Annotated in this window: 21 protein-coding genes and 3 pseudogenes; 16 read left to right on the top strand and 8 right to left on the bottom strand. The window is 69.9% G+C overall.

Annotation, left to right across the window (positions count from 1 at the left end; genetic code table 11):
• The first annotated feature begins 19 nt into the window (after positions 1 to 19).
• Entirely contained in the window at positions 20 to 1,072 is a 1,053-nt protein-coding gene (locus ACWZEH_RS14340) for a flavin-containing monooxygenase (RefSeq protein WP_456198671.1), read from the top strand.
• Between the two features lie 110 nt (positions 1,073 to 1,182).
• Positions 1,183 to 1,284, top strand: a pseudogene (locus ACWZEH_RS14335) (FAD-dependent monooxygenase); the annotation flags it as partial.
• Positions 1,285 to 1,664: 380 nt separating this feature from the next.
• On the opposite strand, the pseudogene ACWZEH_RS14330 reads toward ACWZEH_RS14335, so the two are convergent.
• Positions 1,665 to 2,900, bottom strand: a pseudogene (locus ACWZEH_RS14330) (PhoX family protein); the annotation flags it as partial.
• A gap of 186 nt (positions 2,901 to 3,086) precedes the next feature.
• Between ACWZEH_RS14330 and ACWZEH_RS14325 the strand changes: the two are divergent.
• The 6 genes from ACWZEH_RS14325 to ACWZEH_RS14300 all read left to right on the top strand — a co-directional run bounded on the left by ACWZEH_RS14325 (position 3,087) and on the right by ACWZEH_RS14300 (position 7,986).
• Positions 3,087 to 4,058, top strand: a complete 972-nt coding sequence (locus tag ACWZEH_RS14325) for a PstS family phosphate ABC transporter substrate-binding protein (RefSeq protein ID WP_456198670.1) — start codon at positions 3,087 to 3,089, stop codon at positions 4,056 to 4,058.
• Positions 4,055 to 5,002 (top strand): phosphate ABC transporter permease subunit PstC, encoded by a 948-nt coding sequence (pstC, locus tag ACWZEH_RS14320; RefSeq protein ID WP_456198668.1) that lies wholly within the window; start codon positions 4,055 to 4,057, stop codon positions 5,000 to 5,002. Before ACWZEH_RS14325 ends, pstC begins: the two co-directional genes overlap by 4 nt.
• Complete coding sequence (gene pstA, locus ACWZEH_RS14315; RefSeq protein WP_456198666.1) at positions 4,999 to 5,907, top strand: phosphate ABC transporter permease PstA; 909 nt, start codon at positions 4,999 to 5,001, stop codon at positions 5,905 to 5,907. The genes pstC and pstA overlap by 4 nt, the downstream gene beginning before the upstream one ends.
• A gap of 62 nt (positions 5,908 to 5,969) precedes the next feature.
• Positions 5,970 to 6,821 carry a phosphate ABC transporter ATP-binding protein PstB gene (gene pstB / locus ACWZEH_RS14310; protein ID WP_456198664.1) on the top strand — a complete coding sequence of 284 codons (852 nt, stop codon included), beginning with the start codon at positions 5,970 to 5,972 and terminating at the stop codon, positions 6,819 to 6,821.
• Between the two features lie 57 nt (positions 6,822 to 6,878).
• A complete protein-coding gene (locus ACWZEH_RS14305; RefSeq protein ID WP_456198663.1) occupies positions 6,879 to 7,670 on the top strand; it encodes a winged helix-turn-helix transcriptional regulator in 792 nt (263 codons plus the stop codon).
• 175 nt (positions 7,671 to 7,845) lie between these two features.
• A complete protein-coding gene (locus tag ACWZEH_RS14300; protein WP_456198661.1) occupies positions 7,846 to 7,986 on the top strand; it encodes a hypothetical protein in 141 nt (46 codons plus the stop codon).
• Between the two features lie 109 nt (positions 7,987 to 8,095).
• Here ACWZEH_RS14300 and ACWZEH_RS14295 read toward each other — a convergent pair whose 3' ends face one another.
• A complete protein-coding gene (locus ACWZEH_RS14295) occupies positions 8,096 to 8,773 on the bottom strand; it encodes an arsenate-mycothiol transferase ArsC (protein WP_456198660.1) in 678 nt (225 codons plus the stop codon).
• 165 nt (positions 8,774 to 8,938) lie between these two features.
• Between ACWZEH_RS14295 and ACWZEH_RS14290 the strand changes: the two genes are divergently transcribed.
• A complete protein-coding gene (locus ACWZEH_RS14290) occupies positions 8,939 to 9,340 on the top strand; it encodes an ArsR/SmtB family transcription factor (RefSeq protein ID WP_456198658.1) in 402 nt (133 codons plus the stop codon).
• A gap of 79 nt (positions 9,341 to 9,419) precedes the next feature.
• Here the strand turns inward: ACWZEH_RS14290 and trxA are convergent, their stop codons facing one another.
• Genes trxA through ACWZEH_RS14275 form a run of 3 tightly spaced genes read right to left on the bottom strand, consistent with a single transcriptional unit; the run spans position 9,420 to position 11,164 of the window.
• A complete protein-coding gene (gene trxA, locus ACWZEH_RS14285; protein ID WP_456198656.1) occupies positions 9,420 to 9,743 on the bottom strand; it encodes a thioredoxin in 324 nt (107 codons plus the stop codon).
• Between the two features lie 30 nt (positions 9,744 to 9,773).
• Positions 9,774 to 10,754 (bottom strand): thioredoxin-disulfide reductase, encoded by a 981-nt coding sequence (trxB, locus tag ACWZEH_RS14280; RefSeq protein WP_456198655.1) that lies wholly within the window; start codon positions 10,752 to 10,754, stop codon positions 9,774 to 9,776.
• Positions 10,751 to 11,164 (bottom strand): arsenate reductase ArsC, encoded by a 414-nt coding sequence (locus tag ACWZEH_RS14275; RefSeq protein ID WP_456195490.1) that lies wholly within the window; start codon positions 11,162 to 11,164, stop codon positions 10,751 to 10,753. Before ACWZEH_RS14275 ends, trxB begins: the two co-directional genes overlap by 4 nt.
• A 91-nt stretch (positions 11,165 to 11,255) precedes the next feature.
• Between ACWZEH_RS14275 and ACWZEH_RS14270 the strand changes: the two genes are divergently transcribed.
• The 3 genes and pseudogenes from ACWZEH_RS14270 to ACWZEH_RS14260 form a co-directional block, all read left to right on the top strand.
• Positions 11,256 to 11,564, top strand: coding sequence for an ArsR/SmtB family transcription factor (locus ACWZEH_RS14270; protein WP_456195488.1), 309 nt, complete (start codon positions 11,256 to 11,258; stop codon positions 11,562 to 11,564).
• Positions 11,561 to 12,670, top strand: a complete 1,110-nt coding sequence (gene arsB / locus ACWZEH_RS14265; protein ID WP_456198653.1) for an ACR3 family arsenite efflux transporter — start codon at positions 11,561 to 11,563, stop codon at positions 12,668 to 12,670. The genes ACWZEH_RS14270 and arsB overlap by 4 nt, the downstream gene beginning before the upstream one ends.
• A 2-nt stretch (positions 12,671 to 12,672) precedes the next feature.
• Positions 12,673 to 13,173 (top strand): annotated as a pseudogene (locus ACWZEH_RS14260) (NAD(P)/FAD-dependent oxidoreductase); the annotation flags it as partial.
• Positions 13,174 to 13,227: 54 nt separating this feature from the next.
• Here the strand turns inward: ACWZEH_RS14260 and ACWZEH_RS14255 are convergent.
• Positions 13,228 to 14,586 (bottom strand): M6 family metalloprotease domain-containing protein, encoded by a 1,359-nt coding sequence (locus ACWZEH_RS14255; RefSeq protein WP_456198652.1) that lies wholly within the window; start codon positions 14,584 to 14,586, stop codon positions 13,228 to 13,230.
• A 385-nt stretch (positions 14,587 to 14,971) separates the two neighbouring features.
• Here ACWZEH_RS14255 and ACWZEH_RS14250 point away from each other — a divergent pair, with 385 nt between their 5' ends.
• Positions 14,972 to 15,616, top strand: coding sequence for a TetR/AcrR family transcriptional regulator (locus tag ACWZEH_RS14250; RefSeq protein WP_456198650.1), 645 nt, complete (start codon positions 14,972 to 14,974; stop codon positions 15,614 to 15,616).
• Positions 15,617 to 15,801: 185 nt separating this feature from the next.
• Positions 15,802 to 17,361: an MFS transporter gene (locus ACWZEH_RS14245; RefSeq protein ID WP_456198649.1), complete on the top strand. Its 1,560-nt coding sequence runs from the start codon at positions 15,802 to 15,804 to the stop codon at positions 17,359 to 17,361.
• 90 nt (positions 17,362 to 17,451) lie between these two features.
• Here the strand turns inward: ACWZEH_RS14245 and ACWZEH_RS14240 are convergent, their stop codons facing one another.
• Positions 17,452 to 17,997, bottom strand: a complete 546-nt coding sequence (locus ACWZEH_RS14240; RefSeq protein WP_456198647.1) for a MarR family winged helix-turn-helix transcriptional regulator — start codon at positions 17,995 to 17,997, stop codon at positions 17,452 to 17,454.
• A gap of 139 nt (positions 17,998 to 18,136) precedes the next feature.
• Between ACWZEH_RS14240 and ACWZEH_RS14235 the strand changes: the two genes are divergently transcribed.
• Positions 18,137 to 18,922 (top strand): dioxygenase family protein, encoded by a 786-nt coding sequence (locus tag ACWZEH_RS14235; protein ID WP_456198645.1) that lies wholly within the window; start codon positions 18,137 to 18,139, stop codon positions 18,920 to 18,922.
• An 85-nt stretch (positions 18,923 to 19,007) separates the two neighbouring features.
• Here the strand turns inward: ACWZEH_RS14235 and ACWZEH_RS14230 are convergent, their stop codons facing one another.
• Positions 19,008 to 19,526, bottom strand: coding sequence for a GNAT family N-acetyltransferase (locus ACWZEH_RS14230; protein WP_456198644.1), 519 nt, complete (start codon positions 19,524 to 19,526; stop codon positions 19,008 to 19,010).
• 203 nt (positions 19,527 to 19,729) lie between these two features.
• Here ACWZEH_RS14230 and ACWZEH_RS14225 point away from each other — a divergent pair, with 203 nt between their 5' ends.
• Positions 19,730 to 20,728 (top strand): sigma-70 family RNA polymerase sigma factor, encoded by a 999-nt coding sequence (locus tag ACWZEH_RS14225; protein ID WP_456198642.1) that lies wholly within the window; start codon positions 19,730 to 19,732, stop codon positions 20,726 to 20,728.
• The last annotated feature ends 372 nt before the right edge of the window (positions 20,729 to 21,100 follow it).

Raw genomic sequence — 21,100 nt, 5'->3', positions numbered from 1 at the left:
TTAAAAGGAGAAGGGTCTCATGGAGCACCACGCCGACCTCATCGTCATCGGCGCCGGTCAGTCCGGTCTCGCCACCGCCGCTCTCGCGCCCCGTCACGGCTTCGCCCGCACCCTCGTCCTGGAGGCAGCCGAACAGGTCGGCGGGTCCTGGCCGCACTACTACGACAGCCTCACCCTGTTCTCCCCCGCCCGGTACTCCTCACTGCCCGGCATGCGATTTCCTGTCGACGTCGACGGCGACCGCTACCCGGTCCGGGACGAGGTGGTCGGCTACCTGCGCGCCTACGCCCGCCGCCTCGACGCCGACATCCGTACCTCCACCGCCGTCACCTCGGTGCTGCCCCACGACGGAGCCCGGGTGGTGCGCACGGCTGACGGTGCCGAGTTCACGGCACGTGCGGTCGTGGCCGCGACCGGCGCCTTCCGCAGCCCGTACACGCCGGACGTGCCCGGGAGCGAGGAGTTCGCCGGGCGGTCGCTGCACGCCGTCGACTACCGCAACCCCGAACCGTTCGCCGGCAAGCGGGTCGTGGTCGTGGGCGGCGGCAACTCGGCCATCCAGATCGCCGCCGAACTCGGCGCGGTCGCCGCGACCACGCTGGCAACCCGGCGGCCGATCGGCTGGATGAAGCAGCGTCCGCTGGGCCGGGACGTGCACTGGTGGCTCCGACGCACCGGCTTCGACATCGCTCCGCTGAGCCGGCCGCTGGAGAGGATGCCGGTGTCCGTCCTCGACGACGGCCGCTACCGAGCGGCTCTCACCGCCCACGGCGTGGAGCGGCGCGAGATGTTCACCCGCCTCACTTTGGACGGTGTCGTGTGGGCGAACGGCGTCAAGGAATCCGTCGACACGGTCGTCTGGGCCACCGGATACCGCCGTACCTTCCCCTACCTGAACGGCAGTGACGCCCTGGATTCCGACGGCCGGCCCCGGCACCACGGCGGCATCGCCACCGCCCCCGGGCTCGGGTTCGTCGGCATCGAGTTCCAGCGCAGCTTCTCCTCCAACACCCTGCGCGGCGTCGGACGCGACGCCGCACACGTCCTGTCCCGGCTCAGCCGCTCACGCTGACCGCAGCGTCAAGGCTCGCTCGGCCCCCTTCTCGTCGGAGCGGGGCACAGGCTCGACGCGGGGCGCGCCGAACGATCTCACGCGCGTCCCGCCCCCACTACCGTGGATCCATGACGGCACCACCGGACGTCCTGGTGGTGGGAGCGGGGCCGACCGGTCTTGCCCTCGCCGCGCAACTGCGCGGGTACGGTGCCCGGTTCAGGATCGTCGACCGTCCCCGCGACCGGGTGTGGGAGTCGCGGGCGCTTGCCGTCCAGCCCCGCACCCTGGAGGCGCGGGCAGGCGCGCACGGCGGCACCGGGCTGGCACCTGCTGCTGTCCGGGCCACCATCCCTCCGGCCGGACGAACGGCTCTCCCCGGTCCTGGCGGGCGGGTCGGCCTGCTCTTTGTCCACCGGTTCGGCGGACAGAGCCCGTGGCCGGGCGTTACGCGGGGACTCGTCCGCCCCGACGGCTGCCTGGGCCATGCCGCACAAGGGGGGCGATTTGGACGGCCTGCTGACCTGCCTGGACCACTGGTCGCCGATCGGCCGCCGTTGATTCCACCCGCCGCAATGCGCCCGTCGGGATCAGACGGACCGGACCGGTACAGGATCTGGCGGTTCTGGTCCTTCCACACCGTCACGACCGACGGCCGCGGAATGCTCCCCGGGCCGTCCGGCCACGCGGATCCCGGGCTCTCGGCCGTGGCGCCGTCCGTCTCACCCGGGTGCTGGGGCGCGACGAGGATGCGATCCCCGGTGATGATCGGGCCACAGCACTCCGCACCGACCGGGACGGTCAGGAACTGCTTCACATGCCCGCGCCGGGGCCCCTTCACGGGGACCGCGAAGAGGCCGTCGTTCGAGCCCGGCGCGCTGCCGTCGGTGGCGATCCACAGATTGCCGTGGACGCCGAAGGCGACATTGTCGGGGCAGGAGATCGGGCTGGCCCGGCTCTTGTCGAAACCGGCGAAGTACGTCGAGGGGTCGTCGGGGTCGCCGCAGACCAGCATCAGGCGCCAGGCGAAGGACAGCGCGGCCGCGTCGCCGCGCCGCTCCTCCAGCTCCAGGATGTGACCGTGCTTGTTGCCGGCGCGCGGGTTGGCCTCGTCGGGGCGGGCCTTGCCTGCGGCGCCGCGGTCCCTGTTGTTGGTCGGCGCGACGTAGACGCGGCCGGTGTACGGGTGCGGCTCGACGTCCTCGGGACGGTCCATCTTGGTCGCCCCGGCTCTGTCGGCGGCCGGGCGGGTGAAGACGTCCACCTCGTCCGCGCTCATGCCGGGCACGTGTGACATCGGGCCCGACGCGAGCGGGATCCACTGGCCGCCGCCGTCGAACTCGCCGTCCGCCGGGAGGCTTCCGCTGCCGTCGATCTCCTCGGCGGGGCTGTTGCCGGTGAACTTCGCGACGTACAGGGTGCCTTCGTCCAGCAGTCGCATGTTGTGCTCGCGGGCGGTGCGGCCGGTGCCCTTCTTGCAGACGTGCTCGCAGACGTATTTGTAGAGGTGGTCGAAGCGTTCGCCGTCGCCCATGTGGAGCGCGACGCGGTCGTCCGCGGTCAGGCGAGGCTCGGTGGCCTCGTGCTTGAAGCGGCCGAGCGCGGTGCGCCTGTGCGGGGCGGATCCGGGGCCGTACGGGTCGATCTCGACCACCCGGCCGTGCCGGTCGGGCTCGTCGGGTTCCTTGGCGATGTCGAAGCGGTCGCCGAACTGTTCCCACTTGCGCTCGCCGGCACCAGTGGGCAGGCCGCAGCGGGCCGGCCGGGCCCTGGCGACGGGATCAGTGACGGCGGAGGCACGGACGAAGCACTGGTTGAAGTTCTCCTCGCCGGTCACTCGAGCCCTCCACTCCTGCCACCGCCACCTTGAAACAAGATCAGTCTATATAGATGGGTGGCTATCGTTCACCCGTCAAGGGCCTCTCGTACACCGTGTGTTCATATAGCCAGACTTCTATCCATGGTGTCCGAACGGAGCGCGCAGGCGCCCTGATCCAGAACGCCGGGGAGCCGGCAGACACGAGGGTCGAGAGTCGTGAACCTTTCCACTACGTTGCGCCGGGCCAAGGCACCCCTGGCCCTGACGGCTGCTGTGATGCTGGCTGCGAGCGCGTGCGGCGGCGGCGACGCCGGCTCGGGCGGCAGTGGTGACGAACTGTCGGGCGCGGTCAAGGTCGACGGCTCCAGCACTGTGGCTCCGCTGACCAGCGCGGCCTCGGAGTTCTACGCCGAGGAACAGCCGAAGGTCCGGGTCACGGTCGCCACGTCCGGCACCGGCGGCGGTTTCAAGAAGTTCTGCGTCGGTGAGACCGACATCTCCAACGCCTCCCGTCCGATCAAGGACGAGGAGATCGCGACCTGCAAGGACAACAGCATCGAGTACCAGCAGTTCTCCGTCGCCAACGACGGCCTCTCCGTCGTGGTCAGCAAGGACAACGACTGGGCCGAATGCCTGAGCGTGGAGCAGCTCAAGAAGATCTGGGAGCCCGGCTCCAAGGTGAACAACTGGAACCAGGTCGATCCCGAGTTCCCGGACGAGCCGCTGAAGCTGTTCGGCGCGGGCACCGACTCCGGCACCTTCGACTACTTCACCGACGCCATCAACGGTGAGGAAGGCGCCTCGCGCACCGACTACAGCGGCAGCGAGGACGACAACGTCACCGTGACCGGCGTGTCCGGGACCAAGGGCGGCATGGGCTACTTCGGCTTCTCCTACTTCGAGGAGAACGCGGACAAGCTGAAGCTGCTCCAGGTCGACGGCGGTGGCGGCTGTGTCACGCCGAGCGTGGAGACGGTGCAGGAGGGTACGTACAAGCCGCTGGGCCGGCAGCTGTTCATCTACCCCTCGGCCAAGTCGTTGCAGCGGCCCGAGGTGGTCGACTTCGTCGAGTACTACGTCGAGAACCACAAGAAGATCGCCGAGGACTCCGAGTTCATCCCGCTCAACGCCGAGCAGGAGAAGGAGCTCGAGGCGGCCCTGGCGACGCTGAAGGAAGCCGCCAAGTGACCGGCTCCGCCACTTCGTCCGCCGCGGGGGCCGGTTCCCGGTCCCTGCGGCGGACGCGTCCGCGCTACGGCGAAGCCGTGATCAAGGGACTGCTGCTGACCGCGGCCCTGGTGTCGGTCGCCACCACCGTGGGGATCGTCGTCTCGCTGATCCCCCCGGCCGTGGACTTCTTCCGCACGGTGAGCCTGTCCGAGTTCCTCACCGGCACCGAGTGGACACCGTTGTTCGCCGACAAGCACTTCGGCGTCCTGCCCCTGGTCGCCGCCACCCTCGTGATCACCGGCATCGCCCTGCTCATCGCCGTGCCCGTCGGTCTCGGCGCGGCGATCTACCTCAGCGAGTACGCCGACCCCCGGCTCCGCACGTGGCTCAAGCCCAGCCTGGAAGTCCTCGCCGGCATCCCCACCGTGGTCTACGGCTTCTTCGCGCTGGCCTTCATCACTCCGCTGCTGAAGGACATCCTGCCGAGCGACTGGACACCCGACGTCCGCAACGGACTGGCGGCGGGTCTGGTGATGGGCGTGATGATCGTGCCCACCATCGCCTCGCTCACCGAGGACGCGCTGTCCGCGGTGCCGCACGCACTGCGCGAGGGCTCCTTCGCACTCGGTTCCGGCAAGCGCACGACCTCGGTCCGCGTCGTCGTCCCCGCCGCCCTGTCCGGCATCGTCGCCGCCTGCGTCCTCGGTGTCTCCCGGGCCGTCGGCGAGACCATGATCGTGCTCATCGCGGCGGGTGTGAGCGCCGACTTCACCATCAGGCCGCTGGGCGAGATGGAGACCATGACCGCGTTCATCGCGCGCGCGGCCTCCGGCGACGTCCCGGTGGGCTCGATCTCCTACAACACCATCTTCGCCGTCGGCGCGCTGCTGTTCCTGGCGACCTTCGTGATGAACCTGATCAGTATCCGGCTGGTCCGCAAGTACCGGGAGGTGTACGAATGACCGCCCCCGTCAAGGACATGACACCGGCAGCGGCGGCAGACCGCGGAACACTGGCCGGACCGCGCTTCAGGCCGGGGGAGACCCTGTTCCGCTGGCTGCTGCTCGCCTGCCTCGCCCTGGGCATCGTCTTCCTGGTCTCCCTGCTGGCGTACGTCGTCGTCGAGGCGTGGCCGCGTCTGGACTCCCGGCTGTGGACCAACTTCCCCTCCATCCGCCGCCCCGAGAACGCGGGCGCCCAGTCGGCGATCTTCGGCACGATCTGGGTCATCTCCTTCACCGCGCTGTTCTGCCTGCCGACCGGCGTCATGGCGGCGATCTATCTGGAGGAGTACGCGGACCAGGAACGCTGGTACAACCGGCTGATCGAGGTCAACATCCAGAACCTGGCCGCGGTGCCGTCGATCATCTACGGCATCCTCGGACTCGGCCTGCTCGCCCGGCAGTTCGCGCTGGGCACCACGGTGCTCACCGCCTCGCTGACGCTGTCCCTGCTGGTGCTGCCCGTGGTGGTCATCTCGTCGAGGGAGGCGATCAGGGCCGTCCCGAGGTCCATCCGGCAGGCGTCGCTCGCCCTGGGTGCCACCCAGTGGCAGACGATCTGGCGCCAGGTGCTCCCCGCCGCCGTGCCGGGCATCGCGACCGGATCGATCCTGGCGCTGTCCCGCGCGATCGGTGAGGCAGCACCGGTGATCATGCTCGGTGCGGTCACCTTCGTCATGTTCAACCCCGAGGGGCTGCAGAGCGAGTACACCGTGCTCCCGGTCCAGATCTACAACTGGATCAGCCAGTCCCGCGAGGAGTTCCACCACCTGGCCGCCGCCGCGATCATCCTCCTGCTGGCGCTCCTGCTGGTGATGAACGCCGCCGCGATCTGGCTCCGCAACCGCTACAGCCGCCGGTGGTGAGCGCCGTGCCCGAGACCTCCAGCTTCCGAGAGACGCCAGTGACCGCTGTGCAGGAGACCGCCATGACCTCTGACTCCGACGCCGCCCGCGGCGGCACCAAGACCCCGCAGGTCAGCTTCCGCGAGGCGCCTGACCTGGCCAGTCCCGTCTTCGAGGTCGGCGGCCTGTCCGTCTTCTACGGCGACCACGAGGCCGTCCGCGACGTCAACATGACCATCGGGCAGCGGCAGATCACCGCGATGATCGGCCCGTCCGGCTGCGGCAAGTCCACCGTGCTGCGCTGCTTCAACCGCATGAACGACCTCATCCCGACGGCCCGTGTGGCCGGAAAGATCCGCTACCACGACGAGGACCTGTACGGCCGCGACGTCGACCCCATCGAGGTGCGCCGCCGCATCGGCATGGTCTTCCAGAAGCCCAACCCGTTCCCCAAGTCGATCTACGACAACATCGCGTACGGCCCCCGGGTGGGCGGCTTCAAGGGCGATCTCGACGACCTGGTCGAGGAGACCCTCACGCACGCCGCGCTGTGGGACGAGGTCAAGGACAAGCTCAAGGCCTCCGCGCTGGCGCTCTCCGGCGGCCAGCAGCAACGGCTGTGCATCGCCCGCACCATCGCGGTCAAGCCGGAGGTGATCCTCATGGACGAGCCCTGCTCGGCCCTGGACCCGATCGCCACCGCGAAGATCGAGGACCTCATGGAGCACCTGGCCGAGGAGTTCACGATCGTCATCGTCACGCACAACATGCAGCAGGCCGCACGCGTCTCGCACCGCACCGCCTTCTTCACCGCGGACGTCGACGACAAGGGCGTCCGGCACGGCCGCCTCGTCGAGTACGACGAGACCGAGCGGATCTTCTCCAACCCCTCCGACCAGCGCACCGAGGACTACATCTCCGGCCGCTTCGGCTGACCGATGACCGGTCCGACGTCCGCCCCTTTACGCACCACACGTGAAGGAGTACCGCGGGTGACACCCGATGCAGCACCACCGCAGACCGCGGCCGGCTCTCCCGGCGGCCCGGGCGACAGCAGGTCCCCGGACCTGCTGCTGGCCGAGCCCGACGAAGAGCTCGCGGTTCAGGCCCTCAGCCGTTTCGAGGGCGCCGGCATCCGCACGCTCCTGTGCCACGACGGTGCCGAGGCCCTGTTGCAGGCCGGTGTCCGCCGGCCGCGTGCGGTCCTGCTCGGCGCCCCGCTGCCGCTGGTGGACGCCGCGCGGGTCACCGAGTTGATCGCCCGGCTTCACCCGGTACCGGTTCTGGTGGGAGCCGGGCCGGACGGGGCGGCGGAAGCGACGGCCGCGGTGACGGCCGGAGCGATCGCGTTCGTCGCCCGCCCCTACCGGATCGAGGAGATCGCTCCACTCCTCAGGTCCGGCCGGGACGACGGCGACGGCTCCGCGGCGTCCCTGTCGGTCGGAGACATCGAGCTCGATCCGGCGGGTTTCCACGTCTACGTCCGCGGCCGGTCACTGCAGTTGCCGGTCCGTGAGTTCCTGCTGCTGCGCTACTTCATGGAGCGGCCCAACAAGGTCATCAGCCGTCGCGAGCTCACGCGGGCCCTGTGGGGCACGGAAGCGCCGGACAGCAACACCCTCACCGTGCATGTGCGCAGGGTGCGCCACAAACTGCGGGTCGAGGGAGAGAGCTGCTGCACGATCGACGCCATCCGCGGCATGGGATACCGGTTGGAGTGCGGCTCCACGTGCTCCCGGGAGGCGGGCGCCGACCCGTCGGCCACGCCGACGCCCACGGGATAGGAACGGGTGGGGGCGAGCGGCCGGTGGACGCAGGGCCCGAGGAGGAGGACTCGTACATCGACCTGCCCGCGCGGGCCACGCGCCACCCCGCTGGGGCACCGTCCACGGGCGGCACCACATTCCGGCGGCCGGCACACTCCTCCACCACGAACGGTGGCTGTCCGCGAGGGTCCGCGTGCGGTTCCCGCCCGAGGCGCAGGAATGGTGGCCGGCCTTCACGACCGCCCCGACCACCCTGGTGGAGATCATCACCGTGGGCACGCCTGCCGAGGCCCGCACCCTGATCTCCCTGTGCCCGACCGACGCGGACCCGTGAGAACGAGCTGCCCCGACAGACTCCGGCCGGCGGGCTGCATGGCGGTGCCCCCGTCGGTCGGTTCTCCTCGCCGGCCCACGCCCCGGCGCGCCCTGCCCCACCCGACGGTTCATGCCCGCGGTGCCCCGGCCGGCAGCAGTTCCCGCGCCAGCGCGTCGATCCGCGCCGCCAGCGCGTCCCGCACGGCCCGGGCGCTCTCGATGTCCAGGCCGCTCAGATCCGGCAGGTCCCAGTCCAGGTAGCGGCGCCCGGGCCGGACCGGGCAGGCGTCACCGCACCCGAGTGTGACGACGACATCAGCGGCGTCCACCACCTCGGCGGTCAGCGGCTTGGGAAACTCCTCGCCCGCGTCCAGACCCTGCTCGGCGAGCAGCCGCAGAACGACGGAGGCGATGTCCGTGCCGGGTTTTGACCCGGCCGTCAGCACCCGGATCGTCTTCCCCGCCCGGTCCCGCATCAGCGCTGCGGCCAGCTGGGAGCGGCCCGCGTTCTCCGTGCACACGAACAGAACCTCGGGCACCGGCTTCGGTGACAGTCCCATCCCGCGGGCCAGGGCGCCGAGCCGCTGGTCCGCGAGCCGCTCGACCAGGACGGGCAGATGGATTCCGACGCGATCCTTCGCCGACAGCAGCCAGGAGCACTCCTCGACATACCGTTCGACGGTCTCCCGGGAGAAAGCTCTGCTGTGCCGTGTGGCCAGTCGAGCCGTGACGCGTTCGAGTACGGGGCCGATGTCCCGCAGCGGCCGGGCCCGACGGCCCGGGCCAAGAGGGCTTTGCTCGTCCACGGGGCGGCTCCTCGGTCGACGGGTCGTGCACCTGTCCCGCCACCGAGAATAGACATCTATCTATTTTTTGGGTAGCCGGAAACCAAGGTGAACGCTTGGTGAACAACCCTTCGGGTGTGGCTTCGAACACACGGTGCAGGTCGGGCCCCGACCTATGGTGAATAGATGGCCATCACTGAATTGAGCGCCGCCAGGGCATCTGACGAGGCGAAGGACGACACCTGCAGCCCCGGCCTCGCGTGCCTGCTCATCGAGCGTGAGGAGGCCGAGCGCCTCGCCCTCATGCTCAAAGCCATCGCCGACCCCACGCGGCTGCAGATCTTCCGGATCATCGAGCACGCCCCGGCCGGCGAGGCATGCGTCTGTGACCTGGCCGACTGCCTGGGCTTCCGGCAGCCCACCGTCAGCCACCACCTGAAGATCATGACCGAGGCGGGCCTGCTGAACCGTGAACGTCGCGGCACCTGGTCCTGGTACTCGGTGAACTACGACGGCCTGAACAGGGTGCGCGCGATCCTGGACCCGGCGGTCGGCGCACTGGCGGCGGACGCCCTCAACCGGGTGTGACCCCGCGTCCCGTGCGCCAGGCCCGTGACGAAGGACCGGCCCCTGCGGCGCCGGTCCTTCGTCGTGTGCGGCCGGCGGCTCAGCCGAGGTAGTCGGCCAGGTCGCGCTCCAGCGCGGCCTTCGGCTTGGCGCCGACGATCGTCCGGACGACTTCGCCGTCCTTGTAGACATTCATCGTCGGGATGGACATCACGCCGTACTTCGCGGCGGTGCCCGGGTTCTCGTCGATGTTCAGCTTGACGATTTCGATCCTGTCGCCGTGCTCGGCGGCAATCGCCTCCAGGGAGGGGGCGAGCTGCCGGCAGGGGCCGCACCAGGCCGCCCAGAAGTCGACGAGCACGGGCTTGTCGCTCTTCAGGACGTCCTGGTCGAAGGAGTCGTCGGTGACGTTCTTGAGGGACATGTCTTTCCTCCTGCGCGTGGGGCGGATGCCTCAGACGGCGACGGCGACGGCCTCGACCGGTGCGGGCGCGTCGGCGAGGGCCGCCAGGTACCGCTCGGCGTCCAGCGCGGCCGCGCAGCCGGAGCCGGCGGCGGTGACGGCCTGGCGGTAGGTGTGGTCGACGACGTCGCCCGCGCCGAAGACGCCGGGGATGTTCGTCCGCGTCGAGGGGGCCTCGACCTTGAGGTAGCCCTCGCCGTCCAGCTCCAGTTGGCCCTTGAACAGCTCGGTCCGGGGGTCGTGGCCGATCGCGATGAACAGGCCGGTCGCGGCCACCTCGCGCGTTTGGCCGGTGACGGTGTCGCGCACGCTCAGGCCGGACAGCATGCCGTTCTGCTCGTGGAGTTCGGCGATCTCGCTGTCGAACAGGAGGGAGATCCTGTCGTCGGAGAAGGCGCGGTTCTGCATCACCTGGGAGGCGCGCAGGGTGGACCGGCGGTGCACGATCGTCACGGACCTGGCGAAGCGAGTGAGGAAGGTGGCTTCCTCCATCGCGGTGTCGCCGCCGCCGACGACCACGATGTCGCGGTCGCGGAAGAAGAAGCCGTCGCAGGTGGCGCACCAGGACACACCACGCCCGGACAGCGCTTCCTCGTTCGGCAGACCGAGCCTGCGGTAGCCGGAACCGGTCGCGACGATCACGGCGCGCGCCCGGTGCACGGTCCCGACGGTGTCGGTGACGGTCTTGATGTCGCCGGTCAGGTCGACGGCGACGATGTCGTCCTCGACGATCTCGGCGCCGAACCTTTCGGCCTGGGCCCGCATGTTCTGCATGAGGTCCGGGCCGTCGATGCCCTTGGGGAAGCCGGGGAAGTTCTCGACCTCGGTGGTCGTGGTGAGGGAGCCGCCGACGAGGACCGCGCCGCCGAAGACGAGCGGCTTGAGGCTCGCGCGGGCGGTGTAGAGGGCGGCGGTGTATCCGGCGGGGCCGGAGCCGATGACGACGACGTCGCGCACCTCATCGTTGCTCATGCCGTCTTCTCCGGCGCGATCTCCTCGATCAGGTCCTCGACCAGCGCCTTGATCTCGTCGCGGATCGGGCGGACGGCCTCGACGCCCTGGCCGGCCGGGTCCTCCAGCGTCCAGTCCAGGTAGCGCTTGCCGGGGAAGACCGGGCAGGTGTCGCCGCAGCCCATGGTGATGCAGACGTCCGACTCCTTGACCGCGTCGACGGTCAGGATCTTCGGGGTCTCGGCGGAGATGTCGATGCCGACCTCGCGCATGGCCTCGACGGCGGCCGGGTTGACCCGGTCGGCGGGTGTGGAGCCGGCGGAGCGGACCTCGACGCGGTCCCCGGCCAGGTGGCTCAGCCACGCGGCGGCCATCTGGGAGCGGCCGGCGTTGTGGACGCAGACGAAGAGCACGGAGGGCTTGTCGGACATCAGAGGTCTCTCTTGTCTCACGACGGAATCAGGTGCACGTGAGGTCGGCACCCGGTGGTGTCAGCCACCACTGATGTGAGAGTATCAGCCCATGATGACGTCAGTCGACACTGACCTGATCCGGGTGCTGGCCGACCCGCTCAGGCTGCGAATCGTGACCCTGCTCGCCCAAGAGACGCTGTGCACCACCCACCTGGTGGAGGAGACCGGCGCCCGGCAGACCAACCTCTCCAACCATCTGCGGGTGCTGCGCGAGGCCGGGGTGGTCGAGACGGAGCCGTGCGGCCGCTACACGTACTACAAGCTGCGCCCCGACGTCCTCGCCACGCTCGCCGGCCGGTTCGCCGACCTGGCCGAGTCCGCCCGCAACGCCGCCGAGAACAAGAGGGCCTGTCCGTGACCCGCACCGAAGCACCCGCGACCACCGGCGGGGAAACGTCGATCGCCGCGAAGATGTCGACGCTCGACCGCTTCCTCGCCGTATGGATCCTCCTCGCGATGGTCCTCGGCCTGGGCCTGGGCCGCGCCATCCCGGGACTGAACGACGTCCTGGCGAAGGTGGAGATCGGCGGCATCTCGCTGCCCATCGCCGTCGGCCTGCTGATCATGATGTACCCGGTCCTGGCCAAGGTCCGCTACGACAGGCTCGACGCCGTCACGGGCGACCGGAAGCTGATGATCTCCTCACTGGCCGTCAACTGGGTGGCCGGCCCGGCGGTCATGTTCGCCCTGGCCTGGATCTTCCTGCCGGACCTGCCCGAGTACCGCACCGGCCTGATCATCGTCGGTCTCGCCCGCTGCATCGCCATGGTCATCATCTGGAACGACCTGGCCTGCGGCGACCGCGAGGCGGCGGCCGTCCTGGTCGCCCTCAACTCGGTCTTCCAGGTCCTGGCCTTCGGTCTGCTCGGCTGGTTCTACCTCGACCTGCTGCCCGGCTGGCTGGGCCTCGGCGACGGCGAGAACCTCGACATCTCGATGTGGAAGATCGCCCTGAACGTCGTCGTCTTCCTCGGTGTCCCGCTGCTGGCCGGGTTCCTCACCCGCCGCGTCGGCGAGAAGAAGCTCGGCCGCGAGAGGTACGAGAACGGCTTCCTGCCGAAGATCGGCCCCTGGGGGCTGTACGGCCTGCTCTTCACGATCGTCGTCCTCTTCGCCCTGCAGGGCAAGACCATCACCTCGCAGCCGCTGGACGTCGCCCGCATCGCGCTGCCCCTGCTGGTCTACTTCGCCGTGATGTGGTTCGGCACCTTCGCCCTCGGCAAGGCGATCGGCCTCGCCTACGACCGGACCACCACCCTCGCCTTCACCGCGGCGGGCAACAACTTCGAACTGGCCATCGCCGTGGCCATCGCCACCTTCGGCGTCACCTCCGGCCAGGCCCTCTCCGGCGTCGTCGGCCCGCTCATCGAGGTGCCGGTCCTGATCGGCCTGGTCTACGTGTCCCTGGCCTGGCGCAGGAAGTTCACCCCGTCCACACTGACCACCGACGGAAGGCGCCTCTGACGCTGCGCCCCGCAACACGGGCATGCGACGTGGTGGTGACCGGCGGCGAGCCTGGCCCGGCCGCCGGTCACCACCTTCGCCGCCCGGGCGCGGACTTCGTCATCCTCGACGCCCGGTCCGCGCCGGGCGGCGCCCGGCAGCACAGCCGGGAGTCCCCGCGTCCGTTCTCTTTGGCCGCACATCCCTCCCTGCCGGGGCGGCCGAGGCCCCTTCAGTCAGGGGAGACGTACCCGGGCGCACACCATGTGGTCGGACACCTCACCGAGTACGAGCAGCGGTACGAACCTCCAGTGCGCCGCCCCGTACGCGTCCTGGACGTTCACCGGGACGGCGCATACCTGCGCGTCGAGACCGACTCGGGTACCCGGCGCACCCGGGCCGCCGTCAGCGCCACCGGCACCTGATGGCGCCCCTTCCCGCCCGCCGCTGCCGGCCGTTCGGACTTCCGTGGACGGCAGTTGCACACCGTCGGCCACCGCGGCCCGCGCGACTTCGCCGGACAGTGTCCGACCGGCCGAACCCTGCGGCCCGAACCCTGCCGGCGGAAAGGTTCCGGCTCAGGTCCGGGTGATCCGCACCCGGTACACCGGCACGTCCGGGGCCGAGGCCGGGACCGCCCCCGCGGCCGGTGCCGTGTCCGCACCGGAGTCCGGGCCCGGGTCCGAACCCCTCGTCTCCAGCACCGTCACCCGGATTCCCTCCCTGCGGTCGACGAAGGTCTCGCCGGGAGCGAAGGGGGCGTCGGAGAGTTCCGCGTGGACGTTGGGGCTGCGGGTACAACCGCCGCTCTCCTGACGGGAGTCGAAGACCGTGATCGGCCCCATGCCGGTGTCGACGTCCGCGTCGACCTTGTAGACGAGGATGCCGGGGCGGCACACGGCCTCGTCGTTTCCGGCGCGGGTGCGGAACTCGACGGCGTATCCGGACCGCGCGTCCAGCGGGAGGAAGACGAGCTTGGGGCCGCCCCGTTCGGCCAGCGGCGTCAGGGCGTACTCCTGGGTACCGGTGCCCGCCGCGCAGTGCACCTGGGGGGCGTCCAGCCAGCCCAGTTTCCACTTGTGCCAGCCGAGCAGGTCGTTGTTGGCGCCCCAGTCCTCGCTCATGATGTCCCAGTGGCCCACGGCCCCGCCGCCCTCGGCGGTGTAGAGGTCGGGCAGGCCGAAGACGTGGCCGTTCTCGTGCGGGAGGACGCGGTAGCCGGTGCGGTCCAGGGAGCCGGAACCGTCGTCCTGGCGGGAGTAGACGAACGACGCGTTGGCGACGGGGACGCCGTCCGCGGTCGGGGCCTCCGCGTTGCCGGCGAAGGTGACGGACAGGACCGTGTCCAGGGCGGAGGGGCCCGCGTTCGGGGTCACCAGTACGTTCACCAGGTCGTAGGCACGGAAGTCCACCTTCGGGTCCGCCGCGGCCACGATGTCGTCGACCAGCTCGCGGTAGCCGGGGTCGAAGGGGGCGCCGCGCTCTATGCCGTACTCCTGGAACGACTTGGGCATTCGCAGCCAGTCCGGGACCGGGATCTCGGGACGGTAGTCGAGGCGGCCGTACGAGCTGGTCCGGAACCACCGCTGGGTCTGCGGGAAGAACTCCCGGTAACGGTCGAGGGCCCTGCCCTCGCCCGGGGCGTCCGAGAAGTCGACCATGAGGGTGAGGGCGCGGACGGTGCCGGTGGAGCGGGCGTACCCGGTGATCGTGGGGATGCCCTCCGACATCTGGACCTCGCGGGCGCTGCCGATCATGCAGGGGCCGTGTGCGGAGGAGCGGGACAGGGCGCCCGGTCCGGCGCCGGGGGCCGAGAGGTACGGGGAGAGGTGGCCGTTGCCGGCCGAGGGGGCGACGGTGAGGGTCAGGGCGGTCAGGGACGCCAGAGCGGCCAGCCGGCGCGGGGGTATCCGGCTGCTGGTCGACTGCGGCTGCATGCGGGGAACCTCCGCTTCGCACGGCAGCCACCGGTCTCCGGCTGCACCCTTTCGATCACCCTCCGCCGAGGGGTGCGCGGGCGCGCGCTGGAGGGGCCGATCGTGCGAGGGCTCCGACAGGCACGCGGGGAATGTGACTCAGCTCACCATGGAAGCTGCCGTTGGAGGGAAATAACCGGGGACTGCTTCCCCGTTTAGATCCTGTGTTCGCGCGAAACGGGGACTTCTTTTCCGGATCGCGACAGCGGTGCCGACAGCAGGACCAACAGCAGCAGGACCAACAGCAGCAGGACCAACAGCAGCAGGACCAACAGCAGCAGGACCAGCCGCAGTGGAATCAGCCGCGGTGGAACCAGCAGCAGTGACAGTGACCCAGGAGTGCATCGTGCAGACCGCCGCTTCCGCGCCGCACAAGGCGCCCCGGCCCCGCGCCGACGCCCTGCGCAACCGGGAACGGATCGTCACCGCCGCCCGGGAGATGTTCGTCGAGTGCGGTGCCGACGCGCCGTTCGACGAGATCGCCCGCCGGGCCGGCGTGGGCAATGCCACGGTGTACCGCAACTTCCCCGACCGCGAAGCGCTGGTGCGTGAGGTCGTGTGCTCCGTGATGGACCGTACGTCGGAGGCGGCCGAGCAACTGCTCGCCGGGGCCGGGGACGCCTTCGAGGCGCTGGAGCGATTCGCGCACACCGCCGCCGAGGAGCGGATCGGCGCGCTGTGCCCGATGCTCTCCACCGCCTTCGACCAGTACCACCCCGATCTGGAGGCCGCGCGTGTACGCCTCGAGGCGCTCGTCGTACGGATGATGGGCCGCGCCAAGGCGTCCGGTCAGCTCCGTGGCGACGTGGACTTCGGTGATCTGCTGGTCGGCGTCGCCCAGCTCAGCCGGCCGCCCGCCGGCACGGGATGCGTGGACGTCGACCGGTTCGTCCACCGCCATCTTCAGCTGTTCCTGGACGGAATGCGGGCCCCGGCCCGCAGTTCCCTGCCGGGCGCGGCCGTCACCGTGGAGGACCTGCGCGCGAACTGAACGATTCGCCGGACAAGTTGAACAATCTGGATGATCTGAACGATCCCTGACCAAGATCCGACCACCTCTACAGGCGTCTCAGCGGCCGTCCCGTGGACGAGTCGTTTCCCGACGACACCGTTTTTTCGTTGCAAACCCTGAATTCTTCCGTCATGAAGTCCCGAAGTCCCGAAGTGGGTACCCCCATGTCTGAAACAGCCTCGAAGGCTCCCGGTGTACCGGATGCCAACGGCGTACCGGATGCCAACCGCTGGAAGGCGCTCGTCTTCATCGCGCTCGCCCAGCTGATGGTCGTCCTGGACGCCACCATCGTGAACATCGCCCTGCCCTCCGCCCAGCAGGACCTGGGCATCTCCGACGGCAACCGGCAGTGGGTCGTCACCGCCTACGCCCTCGCCTTCGGCGGACTGCTGCTCTTCGGCGGGCGGATAGCCGACCTGTGGGGCCGCAAGCGGGCCTTCGTGCTCGGTCTGGGCGGCTTCGCGGCGGCCTCCGCGCTGGGCGGAGCCGCCACCAACGAGGCCATGATGTTCGGCGCCCGTGCCCTGCAGGGCGTGTTCGGCGCGCTGCTCGCGCCGGCCGCGCTGTCCCTGCTCGCGGTGATGTTCACCGACGGCAAGGAGCGCGCCAAGGCGTTCGGCATCTACGGTGCGATCGCCGGTGGCGGTGGCGCCGTCGGCCTGATCCTCGGCGGCTTCCTCACCGAGTACCTGAACTGGCGCTGGACGTTCTTCGTGAACATCCCGTTCGCCGTCGTCGCCGCGATCGGCGCGTACTTCGTCATCCGTGAGCCGCGGGGCGGCCGCAACCGTTCGCCGCTGGACATGCCCGGTGTGGTGCTGTCCACCCTCGGTCTGGTCACGCTCGTCTACGGCTTCACCCGCGCCGAGTCCGAGGGCTGGAGCGACTCGCTGACGATCGGCATGTTCGTCGCGTCGGTCGTCCTGCTCCTGGCGTTCGTGGTGGTCGAGTCCAGGGTCAAGGCGCCGCTGCTGCCGCTGCGCGTGGTCACCGAACGCAACCGCGGCGGGGTCTACCTCTCGCTGGGGCTGGCGATCATCGCGATGTTCGGCCTGTTCCTCTTCCTCACGTACTACCTGCAGATCGTGCAGAACTACTCGCCGGTGAAGACCGGGTTCGCGTTCCTGCCCATGATCGTGGGCATGATCACGGGTTCCACCCAGATCGGCGCCCGGCTGATGACCCGGGTCGCGCCCCGGCTGCTGATGGGCCCCGGGTTCCTGGTCGCCGCGCTCGGCATGCTGATACTGACCCGGCTGGAGGTCGGCACCTCCTACGCCGCCGTCCTGCTGCCCGGCATGCTGCTGCTCGGCCTCGGTATGGGTACGGCGTTCATGCCGGCCATGTCGCTGGCCACCCAGGGCGTCGAGCCCCGGGACTCCGGTGTCGCCTCCGCGATGGTCAACACTTCGCAGCAGGTGGGCGGCGCGATCGGTACGGCCCTGCTGAACACGATCGCGGCCTCGGCCACCACGTCCTACGTCGCCGACCACCTCGGCGGCGCCACGAGCCGGTCCCAGCAGCAGCTGGTGCAGCTCGAGGGCATGGTGCAGGGCTACACCAGCGCGATCTGGTTCGCCGTCGGAATCCTCGTCGCGGCGGCGGCCATCGCCCTGACCTTCGTCAACGCCGGCCGTCCGGGGACCACGGTCACCGGCTCCTCCGGTGAGGGCGCCGGTGAGGCCGCCCAGGAGGAGATGGCGGTGCCGGTCATCGCCCACTGACCGTCACCCCTTCGGGTCACCGGCCATCCGTACGGTCGGGGAGGGGACGCCTCGTCCGTACGGCTTCCAGGACCTGCCCCGGCTTCGCGCTCAGCGGAGCCAGGGCAGGTCCGCGCCCGCTTCGCTGGGCTGGAGTCCCTCGGCGACGATCTGCATGATCTCGCCGAGGGACTTCTGCTGTTCGGGGGTGAGCCGGTCGAGGAGCGCCTGCCGTACGGCCTCCACGTGACCCGGCGCGTTACGGCGCAGCACCTCGTGACCGTCGTCCGTCAGGACGGCGAACTGGCCCCGCTTGTCGGACGGGCACTCCTCGCGGCGCACCCAGCCGTTCTTCTCCAGGCGGGCCACGGCGTGCGAGAGCCGGGAACGGGTGATCTTCGCCAGCATCGCGAGCTCGGTCATCCGCAGCCGCCGCTCCGGTGCCTCGGCGAGTTTGACCAGCAGACCGTAGTAGAGGTGCGGCATGCCCGCGTCCCGCTGGAGCTGGCGGTCGAGGTGGTCCTCCAGGAGGGTGCTGGCCTCGATGTACGAGCGCCAGACGCGCTGTTCCCCGGGGCTGAGCCAACGGGGTTCGTCGGTGTCCGCCGGGCCGGGCTCCGGGCCCGGTGCCGCTGCGGAAGTGGGTGCCGTCGTCATACGTTCCATTTTACGACCCTTCTTCTTGAATGTTAAACAAACCTGCGGTAGGGTCCGGATTAGAGGTTGAGATTTCAAGTAAAAGCTTCAGCCGCCTCGCCAGCCGGATCCGCACCGATCGCCGGAAGGAGTCGCAGCCATGACCGCCGCCACTCAGGAACGTATGCCCGCGCTGTACCTCAGTCACGGCGCCCCGCCCCTGGCCGACGACCCCGTCTGGCCCGGCGAGCTGGCCGCCTGGTCCGCCGGACTGCCCCGCCCGAAGGCGATCCTCGTCGTCTCCGCCCACTGGGAGGAGGCCCCGCTCGCCCTCGGCGCCACCGGGACGGTTCCGCTCGTCTACGACTTCTGGGGCTTCCCCGAGCACTACTACCAGGTGAAGTACGGTGCCCCCGGCGCTCCCGCGCTCGCCGACTCCGTACGCAAACTGCTGCGTGCCCCCGGCGTTGTGGTGCAGGACGTTCCCGACCGGGGGCTGGACCACGGTGCCTACGTCCCGCTGGTCGAGATGTTCCCCGAGGCCGACATACCGGTGCTCCAGGTCTCCATGCCGACCCTGGACCCGGTGAAGCTGATGGACGTCGGGCGCAGGCTCGCGCCGCTGCGCGACGAGGGCGTGCTGATCATCGGCTCCGGGTTCTTCACCCACAACCTGGCCGCGCTGCGGCAGGGCGGCATCCCCAGGTGGTCGGCCGAGTTCGACGACTGGGGGCGCCGCGCGCTGGACGCCGGTGACGTGGACGGGCTGCTCGACTTCGCCCACAAGTCCCCGGCGGGCATGCTCGCCCACCCGCGCACCGAACACTTCGCACCGCTCTTCGTCACCATGGGCGCGGCCGACGCCGCCGGCGACCTGGACACGCAGCAGTCGGTGATCGACGGGTTCTGGCTGGGGCTGGCCAAGAGGTCGGTGCAGTTCGGCTGAGCTCTCCGAGGGGCGCCGGCACCCCGGCCCCGGGACCCGGCGGCTGCCGGCCTCCCGGCTCCCGGCACCCGGCGACCGCCGGCGGCTACAGCTCCTTCTCGTACCAGGCCACGTCCCAGTAGCGGTCGAACTTGCGGCCCACCTCGCGGAACGTGCCCGTGTACCGGAAGCCGAAGCGCCGGTGCAGCCGCGTGGAGGCCTCGTTCGGCTGGGCGATGCCCGCGTAGGCACGGTGCAGGTCCTCGCCCGCCAGGGCCTCGAACAGGGCCGTGTAGAGCAGGCTGCCGATTCCGCGGCCCCCGGCGTCCGGGGCGACGTAGACCGCCGTCTCCACCGATGTCGCGTAGGCGGGCTTCGCCCGGAAGGGGCTGGAGGTGGCGTAACCCAGGATCCGCCCGGTGTTCGCGGCCGTGGCAACCATCAGGCGGTACGGGCCGTCTACAGGGTGGGAGAGCAGCCACGGGCGGCGCTCGTCGGGGGTGAGGACCGCGGTGTCGAAGGTGATGGGCGTCTCGCGCACGTACTGGTTGTACAGATCGGTGAGCGCTGTCAGATCGCCCTCGGCCCCTGGCCTGACCTGGGCCTTCGCGTAATCCGACGACATCTTGACCCCCCTGTGACCCGACAGGGTACTGCATGATCAGAAAATTCGGGGGTCGGGTGGGGAATTCTGTCCGGATTCCAGTCGTTGTTTCCAACAGATGCCGGGCACCCGAGCAGAGTCCGAAGTAAGAGACCGAGACCCTGCCGTACGTGCCGGGCATCCGCAGAACCGCCCGCTGACCTCATCATCGTAAGGGAGCAAGCATGGCAACCCGTGCCGTCGCCCGTCGTAAGTCCGCCTCCGGCGAGACGGCCGACTCGGCAAGCAGTGTTCGCGCCCATCGTGGCGAGATCGCCGACCGCGACCTGGTCGGCATGTACCTCGACGAGATCGCGCGCACGCCGCTGCTCGACGCCGCCAAGGAGGTCGAGCTGTCCCAGATCATCGAAGCGGGTGTGTTCGCGCGGCAGATCCTCGACGGCACCGAGGAGAACAAGCCGGGTGCCACCACCGAGGAACTCCAGGCGCTGTACGACGCGAGCGAGTGGGCCAAGGACGTCTTCATCCGCTCCAACCTCCGCCTGGTCGTCGCGGTGGCCCGCCGCTACCCGCGCAGCGGTCTGCCCCTGCTCGACCTGATCCAGGAGGGCAACGCCGGTCTGGTGCGCGCGGTCGAGAAGTTCGACTACCGCAAGGGCTTCAAGTTCTCGACCTACGCCACCTGGTGGATCCGTCAGGCCATCACCCGGTCGATAGCCGACCAGTCCCGCACCATCCGTCTGCCCGTCCACCTGGTGGAGGAACTGGGCCGGATCCGGCGCGTGCAGCGCGAGTTCAACCGTGAGCACGGGCGGGACCCGGAGCCCGGGGAGATCGCCGCCGAGCTCGGTTCCACGCCGGAGCGGGTGACGGACGTGCTCGACTGGGCCCGTGACCCGGTCTCGCTGAACATGCCGGTGGACGACGAGGGCGAGACCCAGTTCGGAGACCTCCTCGAGGACACCTCCGCGGTGTCGCCGGAGCAGTCGGTACTGACGCTGCTGCGCAGCGAGGAGCTGGACGACCTCATCGGCCGCCTCGACCAGCGCACGGCCTCGATCATCAAGATGCGCTACGGCATAGAGGACGGCAGGGAGCGCACCCTGACGGAGGTCGGCAAGCAGCACGGCCTGACCCGCGAGCGGATCCGGCAGATAGAGAAGCACGCGCTGATGGAACTGAAGAAGCTGGCCCGCGACACCGGGTTCGACGCGGCGGCGTAGAGCCGGCACGGGGTCAGTGCGGTCCAGGTGCAGGGCCCCTGGGGGCGCCCGATGGTGAAATACGGCGCAAACATGACGCCCTGTCACTGCTTCAATCCGCTGGAGCAGGGAACAAGAATGCAGAGCCCAGGAGTTACGGGGCCGGAAGATCCGGAAGTCCGGAGATCCCGGGCACCGTCTCCTGGACGACTCTCCCGAGCCACGTCCCGTCGCACCACCCCCCCCGGCGCCGGGACTTCCCAAGCCGGGTTCGGCACCCTCCCCCCGGGTGCCGAACCCGGTTCTCCCATGTGCGGGACGGGAAAGCGGGCCACCCCGAACCTGAACCCCGGGGTGGCCCGCCAGATGGCAGATTGTGTCACATGGGCATAG

The sequence above is a fragment of the Streptomyces yamdrokensis genome, from assembly GCF_053890455.1.
The sequence above is the reverse complement of the archived record's forward strand: the minus strand, read 5'-3'. Positions and strand labels throughout refer to the sequence as shown.

Excerpts from the sequence above, each read along its gene's own strand:
- trxB (WP_456198655.1), bottom strand. The coding sequence starts at position 10,754 with ATGAGCAACGATGAGGTGCGCGACGTCGTCGTCATCGGCTCCGGCCCC.
- ACWZEH_RS14255 (WP_456198652.1), bottom strand. The coding sequence starts at position 14,586 with ATGCAGCCGCAGTCGACCAGCAGCCGGATACCCCCGCGCCGGCTGGCC.
- ACWZEH_RS14290 (WP_456198658.1), top strand. The coding sequence starts at position 8,939 with ATGGCCATCACTGAATTGAGCGCCGCCAGGGCATCTGACGAGGCGAAG.
- ACWZEH_RS14240 (WP_456198647.1), bottom strand. The coding sequence starts at position 17,997 with ATGACGACGGCACCCACTTCCGCAGCGGCACCGGGCCCGGAGCCCGGC.
- ACWZEH_RS14230 (WP_456198644.1), bottom strand. The coding sequence starts at position 19,526 with ATGTCGTCGGATTACGCGAAGGCCCAGGTCAGGCCAGGGGCCGAGGGC.
- pstA (WP_456198666.1), top strand. The coding sequence starts at position 4,999 with ATGACCGCCCCCGTCAAGGACATGACACCGGCAGCGGCGGCAGACCGC.
- ACWZEH_RS14275 (WP_456195490.1), bottom strand. The coding sequence starts at position 11,164 with ATGTCCGACAAGCCCTCCGTGCTCTTCGTCTGCGTCCACAACGCCGGC.
- ACWZEH_RS14270 (WP_456195488.1), top strand. The coding sequence starts at position 11,256 with ATGATGACGTCAGTCGACACTGACCTGATCCGGGTGCTGGCCGACCCG.
- ACWZEH_RS14235 (WP_456198645.1), top strand. The coding sequence starts at position 18,137 with ATGACCGCCGCCACTCAGGAACGTATGCCCGCGCTGTACCTCAGTCAC.
- trxA (WP_456198656.1), bottom strand. The coding sequence starts at position 9,743 with ATGTCCCTCAAGAACGTCACCGACGACTCCTTCGACCAGGACGTCCTG.
- ACWZEH_RS14245 (WP_456198649.1), top strand. The coding sequence starts at position 15,802 with ATGTCTGAAACAGCCTCGAAGGCTCCCGGTGTACCGGATGCCAACGGC.
- pstB (WP_456198664.1), top strand. The coding sequence starts at position 5,970 with ATGACCTCTGACTCCGACGCCGCCCGCGGCGGCACCAAGACCCCGCAG.
- ACWZEH_RS14225 (WP_456198642.1), top strand. The coding sequence starts at position 19,730 with ATGGCAACCCGTGCCGTCGCCCGTCGTAAGTCCGCCTCCGGCGAGACG.
- ACWZEH_RS14340 (WP_456198671.1), top strand. The coding sequence starts at position 20 with ATGGAGCACCACGCCGACCTCATCGTCATCGGCGCCGGTCAGTCCGGT.